General features: G+C 41.2%; 14 protein-coding genes and 1 riboswitch. Of the genes, 7 read left to right on the top strand and 7 right to left on the bottom strand.

The annotated features are described in order from the left end of the window. On the bottom strand, positions 1–921 hold the full coding sequence (gene xerD, locus R5R67_RS12285) for a site-specific tyrosine recombinase XerD (RefSeq protein ID WP_000608735.1): 921 nt from the start codon (positions 919–921) through the stop codon (positions 1–3). A gap of 143 nt (positions 922–1,064) precedes the next feature. Between xerD and R5R67_RS12280 the strand changes: the two genes are divergently transcribed. The 5 genes from R5R67_RS12280 (at position 1,065) to ftsW (ending at position 6,178) form a co-directional block, all read left to right on the top strand. After that, positions 1,065–1,328 carry a FeoA family protein gene (locus tag R5R67_RS12280; protein WP_001991212.1) on the top strand — a complete coding sequence of 88 codons (264 nt, stop codon included), beginning with the start codon at positions 1,065–1,067 and terminating at the stop codon, positions 1,326–1,328. Beyond that, positions 1,325–3,178 (top strand): ferrous iron transporter B, encoded by a 1,854-nt coding sequence (gene feoB / locus R5R67_RS12275; RefSeq protein ID WP_001278225.1) that lies wholly within the window; start codon positions 1,325–1,327, stop codon positions 3,176–3,178. Before R5R67_RS12280 ends, feoB begins: the two co-directional genes overlap by 4 nt. Positions 3,179–3,198: 20 nt before the next feature. Beyond that, positions 3,199–3,450 (top strand): DUF6587 family protein, encoded by a 252-nt coding sequence (locus R5R67_RS12270; protein WP_000942501.1) that lies wholly within the window; start codon positions 3,199–3,201, stop codon positions 3,448–3,450. A gap of 160 nt (positions 3,451–3,610) precedes the next feature. Beyond that, positions 3,611–4,957, top strand: coding sequence for a UDP-N-acetylmuramoyl-L-alanine--D-glutamate ligase (gene murD, locus R5R67_RS12265; RefSeq protein ID WP_135013334.1), 1,347 nt, complete (start codon positions 3,611–3,613; stop codon positions 4,955–4,957). A gap of 24 nt (positions 4,958–4,981) precedes the next feature. Beyond that, positions 4,982–6,178, top strand: a complete 1,197-nt coding sequence (gene ftsW, locus R5R67_RS12260) for a putative lipid II flippase FtsW (RefSeq protein ID WP_000907680.1) — start codon at positions 4,982–4,984, stop codon at positions 6,176–6,178. 49 nt (positions 6,179–6,227) lie between these two features. Here ftsW and gluQRS read toward each other — a convergent pair whose 3' ends face one another. From gluQRS to R5R67_RS12230, 6 genes are all read right to left on the bottom strand, one after another. Beyond that, positions 6,228–7,160: a tRNA glutamyl-Q(34) synthetase GluQRS gene (gene gluQRS / locus R5R67_RS12255; RefSeq protein WP_135013332.1), complete on the bottom strand. Its 933-nt coding sequence runs from the start codon at positions 7,158–7,160 to the stop codon at positions 6,228–6,230. Between the two features lie 2 nt (positions 7,161–7,162). Further along, positions 7,163–7,699, bottom strand: a complete 537-nt coding sequence (gene dksA, locus R5R67_RS12250) for an RNA polymerase-binding protein DksA (protein ID WP_001262524.1) — start codon at positions 7,697–7,699, stop codon at positions 7,163–7,165. Between the two features lie 210 nt (positions 7,700–7,909). After that, a complete protein-coding gene (gene cpdA, locus R5R67_RS12245) occupies positions 7,910–8,722 on the bottom strand; it encodes a 3',5'-cyclic-AMP phosphodiesterase (RefSeq protein ID WP_000143915.1) in 813 nt (270 codons plus the stop codon). 4 nt (positions 8,723–8,726) lie between these two features. After that, a complete protein-coding gene (locus R5R67_RS12240) occupies positions 8,727–9,353 on the bottom strand; it encodes an NUDIX domain-containing protein (protein ID WP_135013330.1) in 627 nt (208 codons plus the stop codon). A gap of 75 nt (positions 9,354–9,428) precedes the next feature. Further along, a complete protein-coding gene (gene thiC / locus R5R67_RS12235) occupies positions 9,429–11,306 on the bottom strand; it encodes a phosphomethylpyrimidine synthase ThiC (RefSeq protein WP_135013328.1) in 1,878 nt (625 codons plus the stop codon). 89 nt (positions 11,307–11,395) lie between these two features. After that, positions 11,396–11,530: riboswitch (TPP riboswitch) on the bottom strand. 34 nt (positions 11,531–11,564) lie between these two features. Next, a complete protein-coding gene (locus R5R67_RS12230; RefSeq protein WP_202977409.1) occupies positions 11,565–12,644 on the bottom strand; it encodes a hypothetical protein in 1,080 nt (359 codons plus the stop codon). Between the two features lie 110 nt (positions 12,645–12,754). Here R5R67_RS12230 and R5R67_RS12225 point away from each other — a divergent pair, with 110 nt between their 5' ends. Continuing rightward, complete coding sequence (locus tag R5R67_RS12225; RefSeq protein WP_000999891.1) at positions 12,755–13,336, top strand: TetR/AcrR family transcriptional regulator; 582 nt, start codon at positions 12,755–12,757, stop codon at positions 13,334–13,336. Continuing rightward, on the top strand, positions 13,329–14,234 hold the full coding sequence (locus R5R67_RS12220; protein WP_000624466.1) for a DMT family transporter: 906 nt from the start codon (positions 13,329–13,331) through the stop codon (positions 14,232–14,234). The genes R5R67_RS12225 and R5R67_RS12220 overlap by 8 nt, the downstream gene beginning before the upstream one ends. The last annotated feature ends 58 nt before the right edge of the window (positions 14,235–14,292 follow it).

Below are 14,292 nucleotides of genomic sequence, written 5' to 3'. Positions count from 1 at the left end.
TTAACCCCTAGGGTGATGTTTTTCATGCAATTGTTGCATTCTGACTTGTGCTACATGCGTATAGATTTGCGTGGTTGATAAGTCACTATGACCCAGTAACATTTGTACTACGCGTAAGTCCGCCCCGTGATTGAGCAAGTGTGTTGCAAAGGCGTGACGTAAGGTGTGAGGTGAAAGTTCAGCTTGAATATTGGCCTGTAGCGCATAACGCTTTATGGCATACCAAAAGTTCTGACGGCTCATAATTCCACCGTGCTGGGTTAAAAATAAATAGTCAGTTGAACTTTTATAAAGTTGTGGACGTGCCTCGTTTAAATAGCGTTCCACCCAATCGCAGGCATATTGGCCTAAAGGCACTAAACGTTCTTTGTTACCTTTACCAGTAATACGCAGGTAACCTTGTTTTAAATTAATAAGTTCGAGGCGTAAATTTAGTAATTCAGAGACACGTAAACCACAAGCGTAAAGGACTTCAAACATTGCTCGGTCACGTAAGCCCAACGCCGTTGTAATGTCTGGCGCCTGAATGAGCGCTTCTACATCTTCTTCAGACAAGTCTTTAGGTAAGGCTCGGCCAATTTTTGGTGAATGGTGAGTAGCTACAGGATTATCACTTCGTAATTTCTGTTCACGTAGAAATTTATAAAACTGACGTAGGGCAGATAAGCAACGAGCAATTGAGCGTGGGCTTTTCCCTACTTTGGTAAGTTCAATGAGGACGTCAGAAATGTCATCGCTCGTCCAGTCTGGCAATCTATTTTTTTTATGAAGTTCACTACATTGAATCAGGTCAGATAAATAGGCATTGCGCGTATGCGGACTGACTGTCTGTGCAACCAGATAGTCGCGAAAACCTTGTAAAAAGCTTAAATGTTCAGGAATTTGAACAGGGCTCGGAATACGCGGTTTTTTATTTATCATAAACAACTTCCTCTAAACCACTGTACTGTAAAAGAAACTTTAAGGTTTGTCGATTAAACTCCATAAGAATTGAAATCTAACCTTATTTGGTAATTATTCTCATTTATATGTATACTAGTAAAAAAGGTTTAGGATCGGATGCGGTGCGTTTATCAGCGTTGAAAGTGAAGCAAGCGGCGACCATCACCAAAGTGAATCGGATAGAAGTAGAGTCCGAGCAGCAAGATTTGGTCGCAATTCGTTTGGAAAGTCTGGGTTTTGTACCAGGCACGCGAGTGGAAGTGATTACCAAGGGTGTTTTTGGTGGTGATCCGATCTTAATCCAAATTGGCTTTACTCGTTTCGCTTTACGTAAAGCAGAAGCGGAAAAAATCGAAATTCAAGTAGAAGAAGGAGTACCCGCATGAGTGATGCGTTACGTATTGCCCTTGTGGGAAACCCTAACTGTGGTAAAACCTCTCTTTTTAACCATTTAACTGGAACTCGACAAAAAGTCGCCAACTATGCTGGTGTAACGGTCGAGCGTAAAGTTGGTCATTTTCAGTTACCTTCAGGCCGTTCGGTTCGAGTGCTCGATTTGCCGGGTACATACAGTCTTAATGCGACCAGTCCGGATGAAGCAATTACTCGTGATGTCTGTTTAGGAAAAATAGCGGAAGAGGGGCAACAAGACGCTTTTTTATGTGTGGTTGATGCGACCAACTTAAAATTGCATTTAGGCCTTGTACTCGAAATGATCGAGTTAGGTCGTCCGATTTTACTAGTACTGAATATGATGGATGAAGCGCGTCGTCGTGGCATCCAGATTAATACTCAAAAGTTATCTCAACGTTTGGGTGTACCAGTCGTTGAAACAGTAGCTGTCCGTAATGCGGGTATTGAAAATTTATTACATGCCCTTGATCAAGAAAAATACAGTGTGCCACAAACTGAACTGAGTGGCTTAACTGGGACTCATCATCAAAAAATCGATATGATTTTTAAAGATGTTGTTCATTATGTTGATCAGGAAGACAAGCGTACTGATTTTCTCGATCGAATTTTCTTACATCCAGTCTTAGGTCTACTTAGTCTTGCCATCATGATGTTTATTGTGTTCCAAGCAGTTTTTGCATGGGCAGCACCTTTTATGGATGGTATTGAAGGCTTCTTCGGCTGGCTGGGTGAAGTAGTCGGTTCTGTGATTACACAGCCACTACTGCATAGTCTGGTGGTTGACGGAATTATCGCGGGTGCAGGTGGCGTAGTTGTTTTCTTGCCACAAATTCTAATTTTGTTCTTCTTCATTTTAGTATTAGAAGAATCGGGCTATTTACCGCGTGCAGCATTTTTACTTGATAAATTAATGTTTCAAGCCGGTTTAAGTGGTCGTGCTTTCATTCCGTTACTTTCAAGCTTTGCTTGTGCAGTACCGGGAATTATGGCAACGCGTAGTATTAGTGACCCTCGTGACCGTTTTACAACGATTATGGTTGCGCCACTAATGACTTGTTCGGCACGTTTACCCGTATATGCCTTGCTAATTGCTGCATTTATTCCAGAGAAAATGGTCTGGGGTATTTTCAACCTACAAGGACTGGTGCTGTTCGGTCTGTATATGGCTGGGATTGTGAGTGCACTGTGTGTTTCATTCTTAATGAAATTTTTCCAAAAAGATAAGTCTCAACACGCTTTACTGCTAGAGCTGCCGAGTTATCGTTTCCCTGATTTAAAAAGTGTGGGAATCGGTTTGTTAGATCGTGCGAAGATTTTCTTGAAGCGTGTCGGCGGCATTATTTTTGCGCTTTCTATTTTGCTCTGGTTCTTGTGTACTTTCCCACAACCACCAGAAGGGGCGACATTGCCTGCTATAGATTACAGCTTCGCAGGTATGCTTGGACACCTTATCCAGCCTTTATTCGCTCCAGTTGGTTTTAACTGGCAAATCTGTATTGCCTTAATCCCGGCTATGGCAGCTCGTGAAGTTGTAGTGGCTGCATTAGGTACCGTATATGCCTTGTCGGCAACTGATGAAGATGCGGTAGCACAAGGTTTGTCTCATTTGATTAGTGCAGATGGTACAGGGTGGTCGTTGGCAACAGGTTTATCGCTTTTAGTGTGGTTCATTTATGCGCCGCATTGTTTGGCAACATTGGCAACAGTACGTCGTGAAACAGGTTCATGGAAACATGTTGCAGCTATGACTGCATATCTGTTTGGTTTAGCTTATTTTGCATCGTTTGTTACCTATCAAATTGCTTCCCACTACTGGGGTTAGGGCAATAAAGGAGGTTGTATATGCTTCAATATCTGATTATTGCGGTTTTAGTGATTTGGAGTGCTGTTGTTGTTTTTAAGAAAGTATTTCCAAAAACAGCAAACTCGGCCTTTTCAGCACTATCCGTTTTTTGTGAAAAGCAGGGTTGGGCAACTTTAGCAAAATGGCTGAAACCAAAAATGACTTTTGGTTGTGCAGGTGGCTGTGGCTGCTCAAGTGAAGATAAACCAACTAATACAGTTCAAGAAATTAAACCAGTTAAATGGCAATAAATTTAGCCATTCCTGTTTCGTATAAAAAGCCATCATATTGATGGCTTTTTTACGCACTGACACAAAAAAAGATGAATAAAGTTCAAACTGAAAAAGCATTCAAAACAGCAAAGTGCTAACATTTTTGCCATTCTGTCGATTGATAAATTGTGGGGCAAAAATGTTAATACAACGTGGTGGATTAAAAGTTGTCGCAGGCTTGGGAATATCAGGCGTTTCTGCTGTAAATTTCCTGCATGAACAAGGCTACCAAGTTGCTGTAACGGATTCCCGCCCCACACCTCCCGGACACGATCAGATTCCGGCTGGCGTTAAAACCAGTTTTGGTCAACTTGATCAAGAATTATTATTACAAGCAGAAGAGATTATTTTAAGCCCAGGCCTTGCACCGCAATTACCGGAAATTCAGGCAGCTATTGCTAAGGGTATTTCTGTGGTGGGCGATATCCAGTTATTGCGCCGTGCCACTGATGTGCCGATTGTAGCGATTACAGGTTCCAATGCAAAAAGTACTGTAACGACTTTAATTGGCTTAATGGCTAAGGATGCAGGTAAGAAAGTTGCAGTAGGCGGCAACCTTGGTCGACCAGCGTTAGATTTACTTAAAGATCAACCAGAGTTACTGGTCCTTGAGTTATCAAGCTTTCAATTAGAAACCACCTCTCACTTAAACGCTGAGGTAGCAGTGGTTCTCAATATGAGTGAAGACCATTTAGACCGTCATGGAAATATGCTGGGGTATCATCAAGCAAAACATCGTATTTTCCAAGGCGCTAAAAAAGTTGTATTTAATCGAGATGATGCGTTAAGCCGCCCACTTGTTCCAGATACGACACCATTGCAAAGCTTTGGTTTAAACGCACCGGATTTAAATCAATATGGCGTTTTAAGAGATGCCGACGGTACGCTTTGGCTTGCTCGTGGTTTACAGCGTTTAATTAAAAGCTCAGATTTATATATTCAAGGTATGCACAACGTAGCCAATGCTTTAGCGTGTTTAGCATTGGGGGAGGCAATTGGTTTACCTATGGAGTCAATGCTTGAAACTTTAAAACAATTTAAAGGATTAGAGCACCGCTGTGAGTACGTTAAAACCGTGCATGATGTCCGTTATTATAATGACTCTAAAGGTACCAATGTTGGTGCTACACTTGCAGCAATTGATGGCTTAGGTGCTGCCATTGAAGTGAAAAAAGGTAAGGTTGCACTTATTTTAGGTGGACAGGGCAAAGGACAAGATTTTTCTCCTTTACGTTCTTCTATCGAAAAATATGCCAAAGTTGTGGTATTGATTGGTGAAGATGCGCCTGTCATCGAACAGGCCATTCAAGGCGCAACTAAAATTTTACATGCAGCAACGCTTAAAGAAGCTGTTGAGCTGTGTCAACGTGAAACACAAGCTGAAGATGTGGTATTGCTATCACCCGCATGTGCAAGTTTTGATATGTTTAAAAGTTATAATGACCGTGGTCAGCAGTTTGTTGCCTGCGTCAATTCGTTGGTTTAAAGAAAATATGATTAGGAATGTAGTATGGCAGGCTTAGCTCAGACCACAATCCAGAAAATCAATCATTGGTATGAACGGATATTGCCGAAATGGCCAGCGGAAGTGACGCCACGTAATGTCTTGATTTTCTGTGTGGTTGCATTGTTATGTATCGGTTCAGTGATGGTCGCATCTGCTTCCATGCCTTATGCTGAATATATGCATGAAAACCCATTTCACTATGTGATTCGTCATGGGATCTCAATCGTTGCTGCTGGCGTGGTGGCTTATTTAACCTATCGAATATCACTCAATACATGGTTTAAAAATACGTTTCCATTGTGGTTATTAACCATGGTTCTGTTACTTGCGGCTTTGGCTGTAGGTTCGGAAGTCAATGGTTCTACACGTTGGATTAAAATTGGTGGTTTTACCTTGCAGCCAACAGAGGTTGCCAAGGTTATGATGGCCATCTTTACCGCAGATTACGTAGTACGCCGTGCCAAAGAAGTCCGTACCCACTGGAAAGGCTTACTTCGTTTAAGTGGCGTTATGGCAATTACGGTAGGTTTAATTATTGCCGAGCCTGACTTGGGTGCGACGGTTGTTATTGTCATGATGATGGTCGGAGTGTTCTTTTTAGCGGGTGCGCCTCCAACACAATTCTTAATCATGCTTGGTGCAATTGTCACGGGTATTGTGTTTTTGATTTTATTTGAACCTTACCGTTTCCAACGTTTGATTTCGTTTACTGACCCTTGGGCAGACCCATTAGGTGTGGGTTATCAGTTATCAAATGCGTTAATGGCTTTTGGTCGTGGTGAGTGGTTTGGTACAGGCTTGGGGCATAGTGTTCAAAAGCTTTCCTATTTACCAGAAGCGCATACTGACTTTATGTTGGCTGTGTTAGGTGAAGAATTTGGTTTCTTTGGTATTTCAATTGTCATTGGCTTATCTTTCTTGATGCTGGCATGTTGTATCAAAATCGGCCACCGTGCCTTGAAACATCATTACCTCCGCGCAGGTTACTTGGCTTACGGTATTAGTATTATTTTCTTACTCCAGATTTTGGTAAATGCGGGTATGAACATGGGCTTAATGCCAACCAAAGGTTTAACTCTGCCATTTATTAGTTATGGTGGTACGTCTTTAATGATGTGTGCAGCTATGATTAGCTTGATCTTGAAGATCGATGCTTCAACTCAAGAAGTGAACCCTGAGAGGGAAGAATCAAACTTCTAAACCATGAAGCGTTATAAAAAGCCCGATATCAAATCGGGCTTTTTATTATTTATAAATATGTTCCGCAAAGCTGTTGCCCATGAGGAATCAAATCTACATTCCACTGGGTTACCGCCTGCTTGAGCATCACTTCGGGACGATCTAAATCAACCTGTGGTTGACCTAAGGCTTGTATGGCTTGTTGTAGTAATTCAGGAGCCTTTGTTAAATCAAGTGCATGGGCAAGGTTTTGCTTTGAAAGTTTTTGCCCTTGGTCGTTCATGGCGAGCGGAAGATGCATGTAACTCAGCTTAGGGTAGCCGAGGAGTTGACCAAGCCAGATTTGACGCTCAGTGTTATCTAACAGGTCTGCGCCTCGCACAACATGAGTAATGCCTTGTAGGTAATCATCTACGACGACAGCAAGCTGGTAGTTAATAATTCCATCACGGCGTTTAAGGACAAAATCACCAAGGTCATGCTCTAGATTAGAACAATGAAGCCCTTGTAGGCGGTCATCGAAACAGATTGGCTGATCTTGAACTTTTACCCGAATGGCTTGATGTTGGAAGTCGAGATGCAAATCTCGACATGTGCCTGCATAGATAGCGTTTGAACCGAGCATTTTACGGGTACATTGACAGGCGTAAACCAGACCCTCTTTTTTAAGTTGGTCTAATACACTTTCGTAAATATCTAGGCGGTCTTTTTGAAAAATGATCTCGGCATCCGGATCGAACTGAAAAGCTTCAAGTGATGCGAGTATATGGTCTTCACTACCGGGGTAGATGCGGGGGATATCGGTGTCTTCAACACGCACTAACCATCGACCTTGATGGGCTCTGGCATCGCAATAACTGGCAACAGCAGTAATGAGTGATCCGAAATGTAAAGGGCCGGTTGGCGAGGGCGCAAACCGACCTGAGTAGCGAATCAGTGGAACATCGTTTCGCTGATTCACAAGAGCCGAACTAAGCTCGGCTGGAGAATTCTTAACCGTCACAATTAACCGTTATTTTGCTTCTCTTTAATTTCTGCCAAAGTTTTGCAGTCAATACATAATGTTGCAGTTGGACGTGCTTCTAAACGACGTAAGCCGATTTCGATACCACAAGTTTCACAGAAACCGTAGTCTTCGTTTTTAATCGCTTCAAGAGATTGTTCGATTTTACGAATTAATTTACGTTCACGGTCACGTGTACGTAATTCAATTGCAAATTCTTCTTCTTGGGTAGCACGGTCATTTACGTCTGGCAATGCAGTTGATTCATCTTGCATCGTATTTAAAGTACGATCAACTTCAGACATTAATTCAGCTTTCCATGCTTGCAGAATTTGTCGGAAATGCTCGAGCTGTCCTTCAGACATGTACTCTTCATTTTTCTTAGGTTGATAAGGTGCAATACCAAATAAACTTGCAGTTGAGCCTACGTCAGAAGTTTTAGGTTTCACTTTACGTGCACGTTTTGCAGAAGCTTTATCACCTTCTACTACAACTTCTGTATGTTCATCCAAAACTTGGTTGTGGTTGTCATTCGCCATAATAGGGCATTCCTCATCATACACGTATTATCTATACGCAAAAAATATGGTGATATGCAAGTGTTTTTATAGAAAACCATCGATGGATTTTTCCATCGGGTCGTCATCATATAGATTTTTCCTGCAAGATGATAGTCATTCTGTCCCGTAAATATTTTCAAAACGTGTTTACCCTAGTCATAATTCTTTTGGGTTATATAAACTTTAGGGCTAATAACCTGAAATATCAGTATTTATACGGGTTTTGAAATTTTCAAGGCGAAACACTTTTGTTTCAAAACTACCATCGTTATTCAGACGAATGTAACGATAACCCGGTGCATTTTGGTCGAGTGCAAAATCATTACTAAACGGCTTAAACTGTACACTTGTGGAAGGCGTAGAAAAAAATTCGATACCTTGCCAGATATTAAGGGAATCTTGATGAACATGTCCGCAGACTAGGGCCTTCACGTTTTGAAATGGACTTAAAGTATCTAAAAGTGCATTTGAGTTTTGAAGCTTATGGTGGTCAATCCATTTTGATTTCATGGCAAATGGATGGTGATGACAAGCCAGCAAAACAGGATGATCTGCAAATTGTTCAAGTAAATTCGCTAAATTTTCTAATTGTTCCGAAGACAGATGACCATCTACTTTTCCCTTTACCGCGCTATTTAGCATAATCACACGCCAGTTTCCTAAACCGACAACTACAGGTTGTTGATGGTTTTCGTTATGTAGAGGAAAGTGGTCGACATTGTCATGATTACCGAGGGTCTGGAAAAAAGGCAGACCCAAGGTTTGCATAAAATTGATATAACGTTTGTAGGTAATAGGTGTTGGGGCTTGTGCGAGGTCACCGGTATGAATAATCGCATCAGCTTCGGGATGTTGTTTTAGTATCTGTTGAATAATGGCGTGGAAACTTTCTTCAGGATTCATCCCCACAAATTCTAGCTGTGGATACTCCAATAAATGTGTATCGGTAATTTGTATGATGACATGATTTTTTTGTGAAAGTGTTGAGACTTGAAAAGTCACCGTCCTACCTCTTCGGATTTATTATCGTTTTGCTGTGTTGAGTCAGCCATTGTAATGCCATAATAACAGGGGCATTTCTTAAACGTCCGCTGTTGAGTAGTGTTTGAATTTCACTATAACTAAACAAATGCAGCTGAATATTTTCACCCTCATTATCTACCCCAAAAACACCACCTACAGCAGGTAAATTGGTTTCGGCAACGTACAGATGAAATAACTCTGAACAGGCGCCAGCTGATGGGTAAAAACTAAATAGATGGTCTAAATCCTGAACTTCACAACCTGATTCTTCAAGGCTCTCGCGTCGAATGCAACTTTCTGGTGATTCATTGCCATCTAATACGCCTGCGATAATTTCGAGTTGCCATGGCGAATGGGAGTCATCTAAAGCACCAACACGAAACTGTTCAATCAGGGCAAACTGTTGTTTTTGATCATTGTAGAGTAGAACGCCAGCCGCTTCAGGCCGATGCACAAGTTCGCGCTGCAATACAGGAGTATATTCAGATTGATTAAATAGACGATGTCGAAGGCTGACTTTTTCAACTTGAATAAAACCACTGAACAGAGGTTCACGTGATGTTACTTCGACATCTTTAGATGTATAACTTGGACGCTCGACAATACTCATGATTCGATCAGGACGAAATCTATTTATTTCATCCTAACCGAGAATCATGGCTAGGCAAGTGTTTTTTTTGAATATTTACACTTTATGATACAGTTTTTGTCCTTGCTCTTGATAAACCTCTTTCATCGCTTTGAGGCCTTCTTCAACCTCTGAATCGCTATTGGTGAGATTGTTGGCATAGTCACGAACATTCTGGGTGATTTTCATCGAACAGAATTTTGGACCACACATTGAGCAAAAGTGAGCAGATTTATGCGCTTCTTTTGGTAAAGTCTCGTCATGCATGCTGTGTGCTGTATCTGGGTCTAGGCTTAGGTTGAACTGGTCGTCCCAACGGAATTCGAAACGTGCTTTAGACAAGGCATTATCACGAACCTGTGCACCCGGATGACCTTTGGCAAGATCGGCTGCGTGTGCTGCAATCTTGTAGGTAATAATTCCGTCTTTTACATCTTTCTTGTTTGGTAAACCTAAATGTTCTTTAGGTGTCACATAGCAAAGCATTGCTGTGCCATACCAGCCAATCATGGCTGCACCAATAGCAGAAGTAATGTGGTCATAACCCGGAGCGATATCTGTGGTTAAAGGCCCAAGCGTATAGAATGGAGCTTCTTTACACACTTCCAACTGTAAGTCCATGTTCTCTTTAATCATGTGCATTGGTACGTGACCCGGACCTTCAATCATGACCTGAACATCATGTTCCCATGCACGGTGAGTCAGCTCACCCAGTGTTTTAAGTTCGCTGAACTGCGCTTCGTCATTTGCATCTTGAATACAACCCGGACGTAAGCCATCGCCTAAGCTAAATGACACATCATAGGCTTTCATGATTTCACAGATTTCATCGAAGTGTGTGTATAAGAAGTTCTCTTCATGATGAGCGAGACACCACTGCGCCATGATTGAACCACCACGAGACACAATACCTGTTAAACGGTTTGCTGTAAGTGGCACATAACGAAGTAGAACACCTGCGTGAATGGTGAAGTAGTCAACACCTTGTTCAGCTTGTTCAATAAGCGTGTCTTTAAAGATTTCCCAAGTCAGGTTCTCGGCAACACCATCAACTTTTTCAAGTGCTTGATAAATTGGTACGGTACCGATTGGAACTGGTGAGTTACGAATAATCCATTCACGTGTTTCATGAATGTTCTTACCTGTAGACAAGTCCATAATGGTGTCAGCGCCCCAACGGGTTGCCCATGTCATTTTCGCAACTTCTTCATCAATTGAAGAACCAAGCGCCGAGTTACCAATATTGGCATTAATCTTAACCAAGAAGTTACGGCCAATAATCATTGGTTCAAGTTCTGGGTGGTTAATGTTGGCAGGAATAATAGCGCGGCCTTCGGCAACTTCTTGGCGAACAAACTCAGGTGTAATTTCTTTTAAGTTTTTCGCACCAAAGTTTTGACCTGGGTGCTGGCGCATATCTACAGCTTCACGTTGACGCTGATTTTCACGAATTGCAATATATTCCATTTCAGGCGTGATAATACCTTGCTTGGCATAGTGCATTTGAGTGACATTTTTGCCTGCTTTAGCGCGGCGTGGGTTTTGAATATGTGCAAAGCGAATATCAGCAGTACGAATATCTTTTAAACGCTCCTGTCCAAACTTTGAAGTTAGGCCAGAAAGAACGTCAGTATCGTTACGCTCTTCAATCCATTTTTGACGAACTGAAGGTAAACCTTTGTTTAAATCAATTTGAACATTCGGGTCAGTATAAACACCTGAAGTGTCATATACCATAATAGGTGGGTTGTGCTCACCACCAAGGCCAGTTGGGGTATCGGTTAAAGAAATTTCTCGCATTGGAACCTGAATATCAGGGCGAGAGCCTTCAATATAAACTTTTTTAGAAGCGGGTAAGATGCGGGTTAAGTCTTTTGCATCTTGTTCATGTTGTGCTGAAATTTCAGCAGAAGAGAGATTCGTTAATTGGTTCATCACATGATCCTTATGAATAACATCAACGAATCAAGCACGACCAAAAACGATGGCGGATTTATCTTGAACTAGATAAATTGAGGGCTTAGGTTTTCAGATGGCTTGATTCCTACGCAGGTCTTAACCTGATCAGGTTCAACGGTACTTGTGATCAAACTGGTGTTGCGATAACACGAAATTTACACAATCTCAGCGAGCTATTACTCGCGCTCCGTCAAGCGATTTAAAGACTAACATGTTTTAGGTTGGCTGGCATTGTCAATTTGTATCTATACAAACCGCATCTATATGGCAGTCACGATAGACTTCCGTGTTCCATGGCGAATCAAATTTTAATAGCTGCTCAAGTTGTTCATGCACAATCTGATAGGTAGATTTCTTTTGCCCATTTTCATCAGTTAAATCTATTTTAAATTGCTTATTGCGCTCATCGACAGGGGTGGCAATAAATTTAAGAAATTGTTGGGCAGGTTTCGCTAAACTTGATTGGCTCTGAGTTGATAAAAAGCGGATTTGCTGAAGTGCATCAGGGTCAAACCATGTGTTCGGGGCATATTCATTTGACACAGGTGTGTTATCTAGACCAAAGAAAATGAAGTATCGATATTCATTAAAGAGTAATTTGGCATCATTAATAAAATAACTCTTTGGATATTTTTGAATAAACTTTTCCCAAAATAAAGCACGTTCAGTAAGCTCTTTCCATGAAACAGCCAAAGCACCATCGTTATAGAAAATGTCTTGATTGTCTTTTGCCATGCGAGATAAAAATTCTTTCTGGTCAGCGGGTAAAGCCTTAGAAAAAACATCAACTAAGTAGTTTGGCTGGCGGCGATAAGTAAACATACCTTCACCTTGATAGAGCAGGTCAATATAGGCTTGGCCTTCATGTTGAAGTAAATATTGATCACGCGGGCTCAGTTGGGCGAAGAGCTTTTTCTGACTTTGAATCACCTTTTTAAGGTCTTGTTTCTGTTCTAAAACAGCATAGCCAAATGCTTCAAAAGCTCTAGCTGTTTTATCAGTGTAGGCTTGTTTTAGAAAACGCTGATACATGGCAGTTGATGCATCAATTAGCTTAAGCTGTTCCTCATTTTTTAACGAAGGAACACAGGTTTTAAGCTTTTCATTAATTTGATTTAAGTCTTCTATTTTACTGTTCTGATTAATCGTGTGCATGGCTACCATAATTTGTAAGCAGCTACTGTCTCGCTGTTCGGTGGCCTTTTGCGCAGTTGATTTTTGCTCTTTAGATACAGTTTGATCTTGCTGTGATGTTTTATTACAGCCAGTTAAAAGTAGTGCGCCGCACATACTCATCATTAGAATTTTTTTCATCTTTATATTTTTATCGAAATTGATCTTGCTCAAATTATAACGCTTAAAAAGATTGCATCACTGTTAGAAATCTTTATTATTAGGTAGGTCGGTCTACTTAAGTAAAAGCTATGAATGATAGAACAGCAAGACAGAAAATTCTCGATGCAGCGGCAACACTGTTTTATAACGATGGCATTACTGCAACAGGAATTAATACGGTTACGGCTAAAGCAGATGTAGCTAAAATGTCGCTTTACAATAATTTTTCTTCAAAAGGTGAACTTGTTGATGCCTATATTGCTGCACGGCATCAAGAGTGGTTAGACCTTTATCAAAAGCGTTTAGAAAAAACAAAAACAGCGAAAGAAGCTATTTTGGCCGTATTTGATGCCTATCAAGATCATGCCGAGTTTGCTTATGAAAAGGGTTTTAGAGGATGTGGGCTATTAAATGCTGCCGCAGAGTTCCCAGCAAATAGTTCAGGACGAAATGCTGTAAGACAGCATAAAGAACAAGTTGAGGCGATTGTTGCCGAGCATTTAAATCACTTATTAAAAGATTCACAGCGTGTTAGCTATATCGCCTCACAACTTTCTTTTTTATTAGAAGGGTCGATGGCAAGAGCTGGTTTAGAGGGTAGTAGCCGTCAACTTCAATTAGCGAGACAAATGGCAGAAGATATTTTAGATCGAGAATGCCAACATGATTAGCCTTATTAAAAATAGTAGTTATGGTGGCACTATTGCAATTTTAGTAGCCTCTTTCTTATGGGGAACCACGGGCACAGCCGCAGCATTTGCCCCAACACTCGGACCACTTGCAATTGGCGCGGTTGCTATGGGGGGAGGTGGGCTTTTACAGGCATTGATTGCATCTCAGGCCATTCGGGAACACCGACAATTTATTGGGCGAAATATTTCTATTATTCTTTTAGGTGTTGTGGCAGTTGGGATATATCCCCTAGCTTTTTATTCTTCCATGCATTATGCCGGAATTACGATTGGTACGGTGGTTTCAATTGGTTCGGCTCCACTCATTGCAGCAGTTTTAGAGCGATTCTTTGACCGTAAAGTTTTATCTAAAACGTGGTTCCTAAGTTTTGTGTTGGGTGTTGTGGGGGTAAGTTTATTATCTATGGGCGAAAGCCACGCAGCACAAGAGAGTACAAATGAATGGAATAAAATTTTTGGTATTTTTCTTGGGCTGGTAGCGGGTGCAACATATTCACTTTATTCATGGGCTGCAAAAAGATTAATAGACCGAGGTATTGCTGCTAAAGCTGCAATGGGCATGATTATGGGTGGTGGGGCAGTCATCTTGCTTCCAACTTTATTAATTACAGGTGGTGGGTTACTGCAAAGTTCAACAAATTTACTTGTTGCTGGCTATATGATGCTGATTCCTATGTTTTTGGGTTATTTGCTTTTTGGTTTCGGGTTAAAAACTGTAAATGCCAGTAAAGCCACCACTTTAACTTTATTTGAACCTCTTGTTGCAGCGATTTTTGCCATTGTTTTGGTTGGCGAAAGTGTCTCATGGATTGGGTGGGTAGGCATGTTTTTGATTTTCATTTGTATTTTGATGTTATCAAAGCCTGAAAATACATAAAAAATGAAAACTTTTACTGGCTTGAGTTTAAATTAAATTTTTCTTAGTCTTAAAGCCA

The organism is Acinetobacter sp. OYA S30 (genome assembly GCF_033599315.1).
GTDB classification, from domain to species: domain Bacteria; phylum Pseudomonadota; class Gammaproteobacteria; order Pseudomonadales; family Moraxellaceae; genus Acinetobacter; species Acinetobacter baumannii.
This window is presented reverse-complemented; position numbering and strand designations above follow the sequence as displayed.